At 71.6% G+C, this 15,790-nt stretch carries 10 protein-coding genes; 1 reads left to right on the top strand and 9 read right to left on the bottom strand.

Going from position 1 to position 15,790, the window contains the following annotated elements; all coding sequences use genetic code 11:
• Positions 1–76: 76 nt before the first annotated feature.
• The 5 genes from ABD743_RS05245 to ABD743_RS05225 all read right to left on the bottom strand — a co-directional run bounded on the left by ABD743_RS05245 (position 77) and on the right by ABD743_RS05225 (position 6,607).
• Entirely contained in the window at positions 77–721 is a 645-nt protein-coding gene (locus ABD743_RS05245; protein ID WP_344719401.1) for a TenA family protein, read from the bottom strand.
• A 20-nt stretch (positions 722–741) separates the two neighbouring features.
• Positions 742–1,479 (bottom strand): 2-phosphosulfolactate phosphatase, encoded by a 738-nt coding sequence (locus ABD743_RS05240; RefSeq protein ID WP_344719400.1) that lies wholly within the window; start codon positions 1,477–1,479, stop codon positions 742–744.
• A gap of 12 nt (positions 1,480–1,491) precedes the next feature.
• The gene (locus tag ABD743_RS05235; RefSeq protein ID WP_344719398.1) at positions 1,492–3,372 is read right to left on the bottom strand and encodes a potassium transporter Kup; all 1,881 of its coding nucleotides are present in this window, start codon (positions 3,370–3,372) and stop codon (positions 1,492–1,494) included.
• Positions 3,373–3,519: 147 nt separating this feature from the next.
• Positions 3,520–5,430, bottom strand: a complete 1,911-nt coding sequence (locus ABD743_RS05230; RefSeq protein WP_344719396.1) for a molybdopterin biosynthesis protein — start codon at positions 5,428–5,430, stop codon at positions 3,520–3,522.
• 214 nt (positions 5,431–5,644) lie between these two features.
• Positions 5,645–6,607 carry a helix-turn-helix transcriptional regulator gene (locus ABD743_RS05225; RefSeq protein ID WP_344719394.1) on the bottom strand — a complete coding sequence of 321 codons (963 nt, stop codon included), beginning with the start codon at positions 6,605–6,607 and terminating at the stop codon, positions 5,645–5,647.
• Positions 6,608–6,663: 56 nt separating this feature from the next.
• Between ABD743_RS05225 and ABD743_RS05220 the strand changes: the two genes are divergently transcribed.
• Positions 6,664–7,905, top strand: coding sequence for an FAD-binding oxidoreductase (locus ABD743_RS05220; protein WP_344719392.1), 1,242 nt, complete (start codon positions 6,664–6,666; stop codon positions 7,903–7,905).
• Between the two features lie 45 nt (positions 7,906–7,950).
• Here the strand turns inward: ABD743_RS05220 and ABD743_RS05215 are convergent, their stop codons facing one another.
• The 4 genes from ABD743_RS05215 to fdhF form a co-directional block, all read right to left on the bottom strand.
• Complete coding sequence (locus ABD743_RS05215) at positions 7,951–9,282, bottom strand: AI-2E family transporter (protein WP_344719390.1); 1,332 nt, start codon at positions 9,280–9,282, stop codon at positions 7,951–7,953.
• Positions 9,283–9,618: 336 nt separating this feature from the next.
• Positions 9,619–10,854 carry a molybdopterin-binding protein gene (locus ABD743_RS05210; protein WP_344719388.1) on the bottom strand — a complete coding sequence of 412 codons (1,236 nt, stop codon included), beginning with the start codon at positions 10,852–10,854 and terminating at the stop codon, positions 9,619–9,621.
• Between the two features lie 150 nt (positions 10,855–11,004).
• Positions 11,005–12,762 carry an NAD(P)H-dependent oxidoreductase subunit E gene (locus tag ABD743_RS05205; RefSeq protein WP_344719386.1) on the bottom strand — a complete coding sequence of 586 codons (1,758 nt, stop codon included), beginning with the start codon at positions 12,760–12,762 and terminating at the stop codon, positions 11,005–11,007.
• Positions 12,759–15,740: a formate dehydrogenase subunit alpha gene (fdhF, locus tag ABD743_RS05200; RefSeq protein ID WP_344719384.1), complete on the bottom strand. Its 2,982-nt coding sequence runs from the start codon at positions 15,738–15,740 to the stop codon at positions 12,759–12,761. The genes ABD743_RS05205 and fdhF overlap by 4 nt, the downstream gene beginning before the upstream one ends.
• Between the last annotated feature and the right edge of the window lie 50 nt (positions 15,741–15,790).

Genomic DNA, 15,790 nt, shown 5'->3' with positions numbered 1-15,790 from the left:
CTGTGCCCACTCGGGTGCGATGGCAACACATGAGGTTGTGACGATTGCTCCGAACGGTGTAGCCCGATAGGGGACGTCAGGAATAAGCGGCGTCGAAGAACGCGAGTTCGAGATCCACCGTCCGGACGAACATGTCGCGCACCCGCTCCAGGTCGGCGGGTTCGAGGCCGACGACGACGCGGTCGAACTCGGTGCGCAGGAACGTCACCCACGTCTCGAAGGCCGAGCCCCTGTGCAGCTCGATCCACTCCCGTTGCAGCGGTTCGTCGGGGGCGGTGGCGTCGGGTCGCGTGGCCCAGTCCAGGTAGAGCCACTCCGCCACGAGCAGCACCGCGAGGCAGGAGGCGTAGTCGGCGCTGCGTCGTGCCGTGTCCATCAGCTCGACGAAGCCGGCCGTGGGAGCCAGGAGCACCGGGTCGGTGCGCTCGGGGAGCGGGACGTCCAGGGTGTCGAGGGCCCGGGCGAAGAAGTCGTTCTCCGGTCCGGCGACCAGCCCGAGCTGTCGGGCGTGCACGACCCGGGGTTCGAGCCGGTCGGCGGCGGCCACCGCGGCGCCCATGAGCGCCAGGAAGGAGTCGAAGAACTGGTGGTCCTGCACGAGGTAGGTGGTGAGCACCGCGGGGTCCAGCTGTCCACGCCAGAGCTCGTCCACGAACCGGTGGCCGACCGCCGCGTCCCACGTGGGGCCGGTCAGTTCTCGTAGCTCAGCACTCAAGGTCACGTACCGACACTAGAGCCCCGCTACGCCTGCAGCAGGCCGCCCCGGAGTCGCGGCGCGAGGACGCTCGTGTCCAGCGCCGCTGCCAGCGTGACGTCGGCGGCGTAGCCGTCGGCGACGAGCTCGCGGCCGGACGCGGTGGCCGCGAGCACAGCGGCGAGTCCCCGGTCCCGGGCCGCGACGAACTGCGCCGCGGCGAGCTCGGCCTCGGGGGAGAGGTCGGCCGGGGGCAGCGCCGCCGCGATCGCTCCGGCACCGAGCGCGTCCTCCACGGCCACCCGCAGGGTGCCACCGGGCCAGCGCTCCCCGGCAGGGACGAGTCCGATCGGTCCGTCCACCGCGAGTGCTGCGGCCGCCGTGGCCGAAGCGTTGCGCAGACAGCCGGCGAACAGCGCGGTGCCGGTGGCCGCGACCGTGGCGCACAACGTGGCGCCATTGGGAGAGGGCAGCCCGAGCCGTGTGCCGGGCGGGAGGTCGACCAGCGACGACGGTCGCAGCGACGGGCCGCTGCCGTCACGGCGCCCGGCGGGCTGCACGCCGAGGGCTCGGGCCTGCGCTGCAGCGTCACCGTCCGACGAGCGCTGCGGCAGGATCGCGGCGCCCCGCCCGACGGCGACGTCGACGGCCGTGCAGAACGACAGCACGTCGACGACGATCACCACAGCGCACTCGGCCGCCAGCAGTTCGGCGCCCTCGCGCCCCCACTCCAGCCGCACTCGGTATGCGCGTTGACGATGTTCGGGACGAGCGTCGACCGGCACGCGCTCACCGTCTCAGATGTCGATCGCCGATCCCAGGGAGACCACCTGGTGCGTCGGGAGACCGAAGTACGCGGCGGGGCTCACCGCGTTGCGGCTGATCAGGCAGAAGAGCTTCTTGCGCCAGCCCGCCATGCCCGGCTCCTTCGTGTGCACGATCGTGACGCGGCTGAGGAAGTAGGTGGCGTCCTTCAGGTTGATGTCGAGGCCCTTCTGGCGGGCGAGCCGCAGCGCTGCCGGCACGTAGGGCTTGTCCTGGAAGCCGAACCGCACGGTGAGGTGGAAGATCCCGTCGTCGGGAACGCAGGCGTCGTCGATCTCCAGGCGCTGGGACCTGGGCACATGCGGAATTCCCACGTTCTGCACGTTGATGACCAGTACGTGCTCGTGGAGGACGTGGTTGTAGCGGACGTTGTGGCGCAGTGCGAGGGGCGTGGTGCCGGCGTTGGCGTTCAGGAACACCGCGTTGCCCGGGACGCGGATCGGCGGGGCGTTCGAGGTGGAGAGCGCCTTGACGAAGTCCTCGAGCGGGCCCTCCTGCTCGGTGCGCTTGCGCGTGACGATCTCCCGCCCGCGGTGCCAGGTCATCAGGATGACGGCGACCACCACCCCGACGACGAGAGGGAACCAGCCGCCCGACAAGACCTTCGTCATGTTGGCCGCCAGGAAGGCGAGCTCGATGACGAGCAGGCTGCCGGCGCCGAGAACCACGAGCCACAGCGGCGTGCCCCAACGGTGCCGGGCGTTCACGAAGAACAGGACGGTGGTGATGGTGAGCGTGCCGGTGACGGCGATGCCGTAGGCCGAGGCCAGTGCGGTGGAGGACCCGAAGCCGACCACCAGGCCGATCACGGCGACGAACAGCACCCAGTTCACGAACGGCACGTAGACCTGGCCGGCTTCCTTCTCGGACGTGTGCCGGATCGTGAGGAACGGCAGGTAGCCGAGCTGCACTGCCTGACGTGCCATGGAGAACGTGCCGGTGACGACGGATTGGGAGGCGATCACGGCGGCCGCCGTCGCGAGGATCAGCAGCGGGTACTGGCCCCACGAGGGCGCCAGCCGGAAGAAAGGGTTGTCCGCGGCAGCGGGATCGGAGAGCACGACGGCTCCCTGGCCGAAGTAGTTGAGTATCAGCGCGGGGAACACCAGCGCGAACCATGCGTTGCGGATCGGGCGACGGCCGAAGTGTCCGATGTCGGCGTAGAGCGCCTCGGAGCCGGTGATCGCCAGCACGACCGACCCGAGGGACAGGAACGCCGTCAGGGTGTCGCCCAGGAAGAACTCGATGGCGTAGGTCGGTGACAGCGCCCTGAGGATCCCGGGCTGCGCGATCACGTGGACGAGCCCGAGCACACCGATCACCAGGAACCACACCAGCATGACCGGACCGAAAGCCTTGCCGACCGCGCCCGTTCCGAAGCGCTGGAAGAAGAACAGGCCGCACAGCAACACGATCGCGATCGGGACGACCCAATCCGCGAGTCCGGGACTGGCCACCTCCAGACCCTCCACCGCGCCGAGCACGGAGATCGCGGGCGTGATCATCCCGTCGCCGAAGAACAGCGCCGCTCCGAGGACACCCAGCCCGATCAGGAACCATTTCGTGCGCGCGGAGAGCCCTTTCACACGCTCGATGAGCGAGATCAGCGCCATCGTGCCGCCCTCACCGTCGTTGTCGGCGCGGGTGACCAGGCTGACGTACTTGATGCTGACGATGATGGTGATCGTCCAGAACACGAGTGACAGCACGCCGTAGACCGAACTCGGGTCCGGGGTCAGCCCACGCGTGTCGGTGAAGGTCTGCTTCAGCGCGTAGAGCGGGCTCGTGCCGATGTCGCCGAAGACGACTCCCAGCGCGCCGAGCGCCAATGCGGCGGCGCTGCTCTTCTTCACTGCGGACGTCCCTGGGCCCGGGGCGGATGACCCGGGCGGACCAGGGGCCGTCTCGGGCGTCGAGGCCATCAGGTGAGGCGGCGCGTCACGGGGTCCATGTGTTCTTATTGTGCCCCGCTGAAGTGCGAAAAGGGTGTGACCGAGCTGTCACCGGATCCGGTGGCCCGTCTCGGCGCACGAGTACCCGCCGAGCGCTTCGACCTCCGCGCGGAAGGTGGGGCTCTCCAGCAGGGCCCACAACGGAGCAAGCAGCTCGTCGTGCAGACCGGAGTCGCGCAGCACGAGGTCGTAGGGCTCCTCGGCGACGGGCACGAAGTCGAGCCCGAACGCTCGGGCGGCGGCGCGGATCCCGAGTCCGGTGTCGGCACGGCCCGCAGCCACCGCCGCAGCCACCGCGAGATGCGTGTGCTCCTCCCGCGAGTAGCCGCTCACCTGGCCGGGATCGAGGTCACGCCGCGCGAGCTCGTGGTCGAGCAGCACACGCGTACCGGCGCCGCGCTGGCGGTTGACGTAGCGCAGGCCCTCCCGCACCAGGTCATCGACGCCGGAGAGCCCGAGCGGGTTGCCGGGGGCCACGATCAGCCCCTGCTCGCGGTGCACGAGCCGGACGACGGCGATCTTGTCCCCGTCGAGGATCTTGTCCACGTACGGCAGCGTGTACTCGCCGGTGGCGGGGTCCAGCAGGTGCGAGCCGGCGATGTGGCAGAGCCCGTCGCGCAGTGCGACGAGTCCGCCGAGCGACCCGACGTTCGACGAGGCCAGCGTGACCAGCGGGTCGTCGGCCCGCAACGCGGAGGCGGCCATGTCGAGCACGAGGTCGTGCGACCCGATCGCCACGATCGTGCGCCCGATCTCCCCGAGACCGCGCAGCAGCTCGACGCGCACGTGTTCGCCGGCGTGATGGCCCTCCAGCCCGGCCGGGACCACCAGCAGTCCGTCGGCGCGCACCAGTGAGGTGAGCACCCCCGCACCGCGGGGCAGCGGCGTCGCCACCACCTCGCCGCCCACCCGGCCCAGCCGTACCCGCACCCAGTCGTCCATCCCGACGTTGGAGGCGAGCTTGCGGGCGAGCCGCGCCGTGGTTGTGGGGCGTTCGCGGGGCGCGGCGCCCTCCAGAGAGGCGAGCAGCGGGGCGGCGAAGATGTCGAACGTGAGCGAGGCCGACACCGGGTAGCCGGGGGCGCCCAGCACCGGGGTGGCGTCCACCGCTCCGAGTACCACCGGATGCCCGGGCCGCACGGCCACGCCGTGGACGGAGAGCGTGCCCGCCCCGGCCACGACCCGCGCGGTGTAGTCGTCGCGTCCGGCGCTGGAGCCCGCGATGAGCACCACCAGGTCCGCATCCGCGGCCGCCGCACGCAGCGCTTCGGTGATCACCGCCGGGTCGTCGCGGACGATCGGCGTCACGCGGGCCTCGCAGCCCAGCTCGCGCGCCTGGGCCGCGAGCATGAGGGAGTTGGTGTCGAGGATCTCGCCAGGGGCCGGCTCAGTGCCGATGGGGCGGATCTCGTCGCCGGTCGGGACGATGACGACGACCGGGGCGCGCCGCACGGCGAGCTCCACCGCGCCGGCGGCCGCAGCCGCGGCCACGTCGACCGGACGGAGCCGGTGGCCGGCCGGGAGCAGCAGCTCGGTGGCGCTGATGTCCTCACCGATCGAACGCACGTGCTGGTAGGGCGGTGCAGCCGTGCGCACCTCGGCGGTGCCGTCGGCGTCGCGGTGCACGTGCTCGCGCATGACCACGGCGTCGTAGCCCTCGGGCAGGGGGTCGCCCGTGTCGACCACGGCGAAGTCGGCGAGCCGCACCGGCGTGGTCTCCGCAGCGCCGACGGTGTCGGCGGCGTGGACCGCGATGCCGTCCATGCCGGCGGAGTCGAAGGCGGGGGAGGAACGGCGGGCCCAGACCGGTTCGGCCGTCACCCGGCCGACGGCATCGCCGACGGGCACCCGCATCACGTCGACGCGTGCCGGGCAGCCCGCTGCTACGCACCCCTCGTGCCAGGCCTCGAGCGCCTCCGCGGCGGGGACGTCGGACACGAACGGCGAGTCGGCGACCACATGTCGACGGTACGACCACGTGCAGGTGAGGCGCTGACCGGGACGCTTCCCTAGTGTCGAGGAAACGAGGTCGTCTTACCCGCCTCCGGCGCCCAGGCGGCGCCTCGCGGCGTTGTCGTCGGCGCCGATACAACAGCGGTATCGGCGCCTCCTCCGCCTTGCGATCCATCCGCCTGGACACCGGATCCGGGCAAGGAACCCCGTTTCCGCGACACTAAGGCCGGCCGGGCCCGGCGTCCTGGAGGCGCTTGCCCAGCATGTGGAGGTGGTCGAGGAGCTCGGCAGGCCCGTCGAGGGTGAAGTCGGCGCCGAGGGCGACCAGGTCCTGCACGAGGACGTCGAGGGAGTCGCCGCGCAGGAGCACGGTGCAGGTCCGGGGATCGAGTGCTTGCACCCGGTCCGGCATCGGGTCCGGCAGGCGCGCCGTGACGACATCGGCGGGCGCTTGCACGGTGGCCAGCGCCGTGTAGCGGTAGGGCGCCTCACGGATGGCCGAGGCCAGGAATGCGGTGGTGTCCTCGGCGGGTAGTGGCCGTGGGGTGAAGCGCAGCCGGATCGGTGTGGGGCGGGCGATGCGATCCACGCGGAACGTGCGCCAGTCGCCGCGGCCGGTGTCGAAGGCGAGCAGGTACCACAGCCCGTACCCGGTGAGGAGCTGGTACGGCTCCACCCGGCGCTCGCCGCTCACGCCGTCGCGCCTGCGGTGGTCGAACGTGACCAGCTCGTGGTCCCGGCAGGCGGCGGCGAGCACGGCAAGTGTGGTGGGGTCGACGCGCGACCCGCGGCCCGGCCGGAGCCGGACGGTGACGTCACCGACGGCCGCGATCCGCCGGCGCAGCCGGGCGGGTAGCACCTGCTGGAGCTTGGCCAGCGCACGCGGGGCGGTCTCGTCGACGCCGGCGACCCCGGCCCGCGCCGCGGTGAGCAGGCCGACCGCCACCGCGACGGCCTCGTCGTCGTCCAGCAGCAGGGGTGGGAGGTTGCTGCCGGACGCGAGGCGGTACCCACCTGCCGTGCCGGTGGTGGCCTCGATCGGGTAGCCGAGCTCGCGCAACCGCGCGACGTCGCGGCGCACCGTGCGACCGGTGACCCCGAGCTGTTCGGCCAGCTCCCCGCCTGCCCACTCGCGCCTGCTCTGCAGGAGTGAGAGCAGTCGCAGGACCCGGGTGGTCGTCACCGCCGCAGTTTGCTTGCGGACCGATCTCGTCCGCAAGCGGCCATACCGTCGCCTGCATGACGTGGACGCAGCAGGTGCAGGGCCCGGTGTTCCGGCCGGGCGACAACGAGTTCGACGAGGAGACGAGCGGCTTCCAGACCGCGTACCCGCACCGGCCGGCGTACGTCGTCGCGGCCACCGGCGCCGACGACGTACGCGCAGCTCTCACCGGGGCCAGCGGGCTCCCCGTGGCGGTGCAGGCTACGGGGCACGGGCGGACGGTTCCGCTCGACGGTGGAGTGCTGATCAGCACACGGCGGATGACCGGCGTGCGGGTGGACCCCGGCAGGCGGTCGGCATGGATCGAGGCGGGGGTGCGCTGGCAGCAGGTGATCACCGCGGCCGCGGAGCACGGGCTGGCGCCGCTCAGCGGTTCGTCGCCGGAGGTCGGTGCCGTCGGCTACATCCTCGGCGGAGGCCTGGGCGTGCTGGCACGCCGCTACGGCTATGCCGCCGACCACGTCGGCAGCATCGACCTCGCCGCAGCCGACGGGAGCCTCCGGCACGTCACGGCGGACGACGATCCCGACCTGTTCCGGGAGCTGCGCGGCGCGGGCCACGGCCTCGGTGTGGTGACAGCGATGGAGATCGGGCTCGTCCCCGTCACCCGGCTGTACGGCGGGGGGCTCTACGTCGACGGCCCGCACGTGCCCGAGCTGCTGGAGGCGTACCGCGACTGGACGGCGGACCTGCCCGACGAGCTCACGTCCTCGATAGCGCTGATCTCCTACCCCGACATGGCGGCGGTGCCGGAGCTGCTGCGGGGCCGCTACGCCGCGCACGTCCGGATCGCCTTCGCAGGCCCGACGGCGCAGGGCGAACGGCTCGTCGCACCGCTGCGCGCTGCCGTGCCCCGCCTGCGGGACACCCTCGGGGAGCTCCCGTTCACGCAGGCGGCCTCGATCTACAACGACCCGGCCTGGCCGCATTCCTACGGCGGCACCAACGCGATGCTCCGCGAGCTCCACCCGACGGCGCTGCGCGACCTCGTCGAGCTCGCCGGGCCGGGCGCGCCGATTCCCTGCATCGTGCAGCTGAACCACCTGGGCGGCGCACTGGCCCGCCCGCCCGCCGTCCCGAACGCTGTCGGCCACCGGGACGCCGCCTACCTCGTACGCGTTCTCTCGGTGCTCGGTGACCCCGCCGCGGCGGGCCGTGCGCACGGCCGGTTGCTGGACGCACTGGCGCCCTGGACCGTCGGCCGGTCGCGCAACTTCCTGTTCGGGCAGCCGTGGGCCGATGAGGTGGGGGCGGCGTGACCGGGAACTGAGAGCCCGCTCCTCGCTGATCGGCGCGACGCCCGCTCACTCCTCCTGCGCTGCCGAACGGTTCGCCCGCAGGAGTGCCCTGCGTCCGGGCGCCGGGGGCGCCGCCGGTTGTTCGTCGTGCCCCAGCAGCGCAGGCCACGTCCGGTGGACGATCGCCGCGACCGGCACGGCGACGATCGCCCCGACGAGCCCGCCCAGAATGGTGCCGGTGGCCAGGACGAGACCGATGGCCAGCGGGTGCAGCCGCACGTACCGGCCGACGATCAGCGGCTGGAGCAGGTGCGCCTCCAGCTGGTCCTCGACGACCAGGACACCGAGAACGATCAGCCCTGCCAGCAGGCCGTGGGTGCCCAGCGTGACCACCACGGCGACCGCGCCCGACACCAGCGCGCCCACGATGGGGATGAAGCTGCCGATGAACACCAGCACGGCCAGCGGGATGGCCAGCGGCACGTGCAGCAGCGACACCACGAGCCCGATCACGATGCCGTGGATGGTGGCGATGATCGCCGTGCCGTGGACGTATCCCGTGAGCGTGCTCCAGGCGATGCGCCCTGCGCGGTCCGCCCGGGCCGACATGGGGGGACGCAACGGCATGAGCAGCCAGCGCCACACGCGCTCCCCGTCGTAGAGCAGGAAGAACGTGATGAAGAAGGTCAGGACGATGGCGGTGGCGATCTCCACGGCGAAGCCCGTGCCGGTGGTGAGGTACGTGATCAGCTCGCTGCGGTTGTCCTGCAACCATCGGATCAGGTTCGCCTGCAGCTCGGCGAGCTGCTCTTCGCCGAGACCGAGCCGCGCGAGAGTGGCTCCCAGCTCGCGGACCGTGCGGACGACCTCCTCGATCAACGAGGGCAGCTCCTGCGTGAACCGCAGATCGATCACCCATCCGAGTCCGGCGAGGACCGCGAGGGCGACGAGCAGTGTCAGCAGAGCCGAGAGCGGCCCCGGTAGGCGGCGCCGCAGAAGCACGGCCAGCGGGCGAACCAGCGCTGTCACCAGCAGCGCCACCACGATCGGCACGAGGACCAGCCAGAGCAACGCGAGTACCCGGATGGCCAGGTACGCCACGACCCCCAGCACCAGCAGCCGCCACGACCAGCCCGCCGCCAGAACGAGGCTGCGCGGGACTCCGCGACCGGATGCGGGCCGGGAGGTTGCCGGGCCGCGGGTGACGCCGAGCGGCGCGGCCGCGCCGGCGACGGTGGTGGCTCGACGGCGCCGGGCCGCCGTTGTCGTGAGCCGCCGGCGGGTCGCCGTTGTCGCGAGCCGACGGCGATCAGCCACGACCGGGTGGAGCCGTCGGAGGTCTTGTGCTGCCAGCGAACTGCGGTTGCCGAGATCGGGGCTGGTGGGCCGTGCGGTCATTCATTCTCGTGGGATGCCTTTCGCCGAACCAACCGGCTGCGAGTTGCCCCGAACACGAACCTACGCGGTCAGGTCGCGCACCTCGGTAACGGTGTAGCACATTGTCGCGCGCGAAATCCCCGGCCGGTGCGCAGTGGAGCCAGATCCGCCAATTTCTCACCTCATGCCGGAAACGGGCGCGTAATGCTGGAAAGAGATATCGCAGTACGAATCGGTGTCATTGAACAGACCCGAGCCTGCACGCGGGTCGGTGGCGTGACATCCCACATGCGTGGGATTCGGAGAGGCCGTGGTCACGATTTCATGCGCCGGACTCAGCGTCGCGGCGCACCGGGGTCAGCGGTACAGCATGACCTGCACCTGTGAGCCCGCTGGAAGTCCGGTGGCCGGCTCGGGCACCACGATGCAGCCGTCCGCGCGGGTGAGCACCGACAGCAGTGCCGATGGTCCGAAGATCGGCGTGGCCGCACCGTCGCGCACGCTGACCTGAACGACGTCGAGCCGGCCCGCCGCCGAGGGCAGGTCGCGGGTGAGGCAGGCCGGCACCGACGGCTCCGGCGGCGGGACCGAGCAGCCCGCGAGCCGCCACACGAGCGGCACCCCGATCACCCGGAACACGACGAGCGCCGAGAGCGGGTTGCCGGGGAGCCCGATGAGGGGGATTCCGTCGCCGCTGTCCGACCGGCATTCCGCGAGCAGTGTCGGCTTGCCCGGCTTGATGGAGAGCCCGTGACACCAGATCTCGCCCAGCGCGGCCACTGCGCCTGCCGTCTCGTCGCGGGTTCCCACCGACGACCCGGCCGACACGACGACGAGGTCTGAGTCCTGCAGCGCTTTGCGCAGCGTCGTCTCCAGCGCGCCGGCGTCGTCAGGCACGATCCCGGCGATCGTCGGCTCGCCCCCGGCGTCACGGACGAGTCCGGCCAGGGCCGACGCGGTGGCGTCGCGGACCTGCCCCGGACGCAGCTGTCCGGTGGAGGGAGGCACCACCTCGTCCCCGGTCGAGACGATCGCCACCCGCGGACGGGCCCGCACGATCACGGTGGTGACCCCGGCGGCGGCGAGCAGGCCCAGGTCGGGAGCCCGCAGTGGTCTGCCTCCGGGCACCAGCGGCGCCCCGGCGGCGACGTCCTCGTCGGCGCGCACGACACCGTCGAGCGGCGCCACCGGTCGGGTCACCTCGATCGTTCCGGGCATCGTCTCGGCGGTGTGCTCCACCATGACGACGGCGTCGGCGCCGTCGGGCAGCACACCGCCGGTCGGCATCGCGACAGCGCCGCCCGGCCGGACGGCGACGCTCGGTGGCACGCCCATCCGGACCGCTCCCACCAGGTCCAGGTAGGAGGGCAGCCCCTCGGACGCGCCGTACGTGTCGGCGGCCCGCACCGCGAAGCCGTCCACCGTGGACTTGGCGAACCCCGGCAGCGGCGCCGCAGCCGCCACGTCGGCGGCCGGCACGCGGTGCAGGGCGTCGTCGAGCGGGACTTCCTCCAACGTGGTGCGGCGTGCGGGCCGGAACCCCGCGAGGGCCTGGACGACCGTGCGGGTGGTGAAGAACTCCCTTCCGCTCACGCAGCCTCCTCGCGGACGCTCGTCAGCCGCATTCGCGGCGCTGCTGTGTTGGACCGTGAGCTCGCAAGCTCGCTCACGCAGCCTCCTCGCGGACGCTCGTCAGCCGCATTCGCGGCGCTGCTGTGTTGGACGGTGAGCTCGCAAGCTCGCTCACCTGTCTGGCTGAGCCGCCGCGCCGTTCGGCCTGGGCTGCTCGCGGGCGGCCGCCCCACCCTTGTCGAGGCCGAGGACGCTCACCACCGGACCGAGTGCCACCTGCCCGAGCCCGCAGATCGACGTCTTGCGCATGGCCTCTTCGAGCTGCAGGATCCGGCCGCGCTGCGCGTCGTCCAGGGTGGAGGTGCCCGTCTCCAGCACACCTCGCAGCAGCTCGTGGGCCTTGGTGGAGCCCACCCGGCACGGCACGCACTTGCCGCACGACTCGTTGCGGAAGAACCGCAGCACGTTCGTGGACGCCGCGAGCAGGTCGGTGCCCTCGGCGAGGACGACGAGCGCGCCGGAGCCGAGCATCGTGCCCGCCTCCGCCGCCGTGCCGAAGTCGAGCCGCAGGTCGAGCTGGTCGGGTCCGATGAAGTTGGACGACGCCCCGCCCGGCTGCACCGCGCCGACCTGCGCCCCGCCGGTGACGCCACCGGCGAGGTCGATCAGCTCGCGGACGGTGGTGCCCATCGGCACGCAGTAGACATCGGGCTTCTCGACGTGGCCGGACACGGCGAAGAACTTCCAGCCCACCGAGTCGCCGACGCCCTGGTCCTTCCACCACTGCGCCCCGCGCTGCACGATCACCGGCACGTCGGCGAAGGTCTCCACCGAGTTGATCAGCGTGGGACGGCCGTGCAGGCCGTAGTTGCCCGGGAAGGGGGGCTTGTTCCGCGGTTCCCCTCGGTGGCCCTCCATGCACTCCAGCAGCGCGGTCTCCTCGCCGAGGATGTAGCCACCCGGCGAGACGAACACGTCGACGTTCAGACGGCGCCCGCTGCCGCACGCATCCGGCCCGATCACGCCCGCGGCCCGCAGCGCGTCGATCTCCTCACGGAGCACGTGCTCCTCGGGGCCGTACTCGTGCCGGATGAAGACCCAGCCCTCCTCGGCCCCGACCACGACCATGCCGAGCAGCAGGCCCTCCAGCACGAGGTGCGGCTGCTGCGCCAGGATCTGGCGGTCCTTGAACGTGCCGGGCTCGGACTCGTCGGCGTTCACGATGGCGTACTTCGTGGTGCCCGGCTCGGCGGCCCGGACCAGCCCCCACTTCTGCCCGGTGGGGAAGCCCGCGCCACCCATTCCTCGCAGACCGGAGTCCTTCAACGTGGCGACGATGTCGTCGGCGTCCAGCTCACCGGCGAGCAGCGCGCGCAGCGTGGTGTACCGCTCGGGGACGCCGGAGCCTGCGGGGTAGGGGTCGTTCGGCCAGGGCTCGACGCGGGTGGCCGCGGCTGCGTCGCCCACACCCTTGTCGCGGGCGGCCCCGACGAGGTCGTCCGTGTCGGCCACCGGGGCGGGGCGCTCGTTCACCGCCACCGCGGGCGCGATGTCGCAGCGGCCGAGGCAGGACACCTCGACGATCTCGACATCGTCGTCCTCGCCGTAGCGATCGCGCAGCTCGGCGATCCGCGCCTCACCGTTGCGCAGCCAGCACGCCAGGTCGTGGCAGACGTGCAGCGCGACCTTCGTCGGCGGCTCCGTGCGGAAGTGCGGGTAGAACGAGATCAGTCCCTCGATCTCGTACCGCGGCCGGCGGGCATCGCGGGCGAGCTCCTCCAGCTCCTCGCGCGGGAGCCAGCCGAGCCGGGCCTGGATCGCGTTGAGCGCCGGGATGAGCGACGGGCCGGGGAACTTCCCGGCACGCGCCTCCACGCCGGGCACGCGCCGCGCCCTCACATCGGCCATGCGGTCGGACAGCTCGGTCATGCACGGACTCCAGCAATCGATGTGGTCTCTGCCTGCGCCGCGCCGAGTGCCTCGACCTGCACCGCGCAGAACTTGAACTCCGGGATCTTGCCGAAGGGGTCGACCTCGTCGATCGTCAGGAGGTTGGCCGCCGCCTCGCGGAAGTGGAACGGGATGAAGCAGTTGCCCAGCTGCTCACGGTGCGAGATGCGGACCAGCAGCTCGATCGTGCCGCGCCGGGACCGCACGCGGACCATCTCCCCGTGAGCGACCCCGCGATCGGCGGCGTCCTTCGGGTGCATGTACACCTCGGCGACCGGCGAGATCGCGTCGAGGGCGTACGAGCGCCGCGTCATCGATCCGGTGTGCCAGTGTTCGAGCAACCGGCCGGTGTTGAGCACCAGCGGGAAGTCGGCGTCGGGCAGCTCGCGGGGCGGCAACCACTGGGCGGGCACGAGGTGGGCGAGCCCGTCGTCGGTGTTGAACTTCTCGTCGAACATGACGATGGTGCCGTCGCTGTGCTCCGGGTCGTCGTTCGGGTAGAGCTTCCCGGACAGCCCCAGGTTGCCGTACGAGAGGTTCTTGTACGACGGCATGAGCGCGACCATCTCGTCGAAGACCTCGCTCGGGCTGCCGTAGGTCCAGTTCAGCCCGATCCTGCGTGCGATGTCCTGCACGATCTCCCAGTCGGTCCGGGCCTGGCCGGGAGGGTCCATCACCTTGCGGCCGAGCTGCACCCGGCGGTCGGTGTTGGTGTACGTCCCGTCCTTCTCCAGGTAGGAGCTCGCGGGAAGGATCACGTCGGCGAACTCGGCGGTCTCGGTGAGGAAGATGTCCTGGACCACGAGGAAGTCCAGTGCCGAGAGCGCCTTGCGCACCTTGTTGATGTTGGGGTCGGACAGGAACGGGTTCTCCCCGAGCATGTACATCCCGCGCACGCCACCGGGCTGCAGCACCGACTTGATGATCTCGGTGACCGTCAGGCCTCGGTTGGGGTCGAGCGTGGTGCCCCACGCCTCCTCGAAGTGCCGGCGCGTGGCGTCGAGGTCGACGCCCTGGTAGTCGGGGTAGAACATCGGGATCAGCCCGGCGTCGGACGCGCCCTGCACGTTGTTCTGCCCGCGCAGCGGGTGCAGCCCCGTGCCCGGACGCCCGACGTTGCCGGTGATCGAGCACATCGCGATGAGGCAGCGGGCGTTGTCGGTGCCGGTGGTGTGCTGGGAGATTCCCATCCCCCAGTAGACGACGCCGGCCCTGGCCTCGCCCCAGGTCCTCGCGACCTCGCGGATCTTGTCGGCGTCGACGCCGGTGATCTGCGCGGCGCGCTCCGGCGGGTAGTCGGCGACGGTGCGCGCGAGCTCGTCGTAGTTGGACGTGCGGCTCGCGATGAACTCGCGGTCGATCAGCCCGAGGCGGATCACCTCGTGCATCAGCGAGTTGTAGAAGGCCACGTCGGTGCCGGGCTTGAGCTGCACGAAGATGTCGGCGTGCTCGGCGACCGTGGAGGCGCGCGGGTCGACGTAGATGATCTTCGTGCCACGGCGGCGGGCCTGCTTGAAGAACGAGCTGGCCACCGGGTGGTTGGCCGTCGGGTTGGAGCCGGTGATGATCACGACGTCGGCGTTGGCGACGTCGCCGTAGGTGGTGGACACCGCGCCGGACCCGACGCCCTCGAACAGGGCCGCCACCGAGGATGCGTGGCAGAGCCGGGTGCAGTGGTCGACGTTGTTGGTGCCGAAGCCGGTGCGGATCAGCTTCTGGAAGAGGTAGGCCTCCTCGTTGGAGCACTTCGCCGAGCCGAATCCGGCGATCGCGCCGGGGCCGCCCTCGGCGTGGATCTCCTTGAGGCGCCGGGCGACGAGGTCGAGCGCCTCCTCCCAGGTGGCCTCGCGGAAGTGCGGCAGCACCTCGTCGTAGTCGACGAGGCCGCCGGGCTTGCGGCCCCCGCCCCGCTTTGCGCTCGGGTCGTCCTTCCGGCCGCCGCCGCTGCGGTTGCCGCCGTTGCCGCCGCGCCCCCGGTCGTTGGTGGCGCCGTTCGCCGAGCCGTTGCCGTCGCCGCGCACGTCAGCCGACAACGGGCCCTTCGGGTAGGCGGAGTCGATGCGGATCAACGGCTTTGTGATCCGCTGCGGGGAAGCGGCGTAGTCCCAGCCGTAGCGGCCCTTGACGCAGAGCCTGCTCTGCGAGCCGGGCTGGTCGCGGCCTTCGGCGAAGGCGATGGCGCCCCGCTCGCGGTCGACGTAGTAGGTGAGTGCGCAGCCGACACCGCAGTACGGGCACACGGAGTCGACGGCGTCGAGCTTCTCGCGCGGCTGGATCGGGATGTTGCGGATCGGCTTGTTGGTGAGCGCGCCCGTGGGGCAGGCCTGCACGCACTCGCCGCACGTGACGCAGGAGCTCGAGCCCATCGGGTCGTTCAGGTCGAACGCGATGCGGGTGGAGTAGCCCTTGCCCGAGCGGCCGATCACGTCGTTGCCCTGGATGTCGTCGCACGCGCGGACGCAGCGGTCGCACAGGATGCAGGCGTCGTGGTTGACGTCGATCACGGGGTTGGACGAGTCGAGGCCGCGCCCGGATCCGCACGGCAGGTCGGTGGTCTCGCGGGCCACGCCGAACCCGTCGGCCAGCGCCAGCAGCAGATTGTCGCCGGTGGTGGTCTGCTTGGGATCCTCGGCGCGCGGCGGCTGGTCCGCCACCAGCAGCTCGGTGAGCGTGGCCCGGTTGCGCTCCAGCTCCGGGGTGGAGGTCTTGACCTCCATGCCGTCCTCGCACGGCCGCACGCAGGCCGCCGCGAACACACGCCCGCCGGTGTCGACCACGCACATCCGGCACACGCCGACCGGGTCGTAACGCTCGTTGTGGCAAAGCACCGGGATGTCGACGCCCACCTGCTTGGCGGCGTCGTAGATCGACGTGCCCTCCGGGACCGTGATCTCGTTGCCGTTGATCGTGGTGGTGACCGTGCGTACCGCGGTCGCCGGTTCCTGCACGGCTGTCATCTCGTGCCTCCGTCGGTCAGGTGTCTTGATCTGACCGTAGTCGACTGTAT

It is taken from the genome of Pseudonocardia yunnanensis, from assembly GCF_039534065.1.
In the GTDB taxonomy this organism is placed as follows: Bacteria; Actinomycetota; Actinomycetes; order Mycobacteriales; family Pseudonocardiaceae; genus Pseudonocardia; species Pseudonocardia yunnanensis.
Note: the sequence above shows the minus strand (reverse complement) of the source record. Positions and strands in the feature narration are given on the sequence as shown.

What these genes read in the sequence shown, in the direction of transcription:
- ABD743_RS05220 (WP_344719392.1), top strand. Translation starts at nt 6,664, where the DNA reads ATGACGTGGACGCAGCAGGTGCAGGGCCCGGTGTTCCGGCCGGGCGAC.
- fdhF (WP_344719384.1), bottom strand. Translation starts at nt 15,740, where the DNA reads ATGACAGCCGTGCAGGAACCGGCGACCGCGGTACGCACGGTCACCACC.
- ABD743_RS05205 (WP_344719386.1), bottom strand. Translation starts at nt 12,762, where the DNA reads ATGACCGAGCTGTCCGACCGCATGGCCGATGTGAGGGCGCGGCGCGTG.
- ABD743_RS05215 (WP_344719390.1), bottom strand. Translation starts at nt 9,282, where the DNA reads ATGACCGCACGGCCCACCAGCCCCGATCTCGGCAACCGCAGTTCGCTG.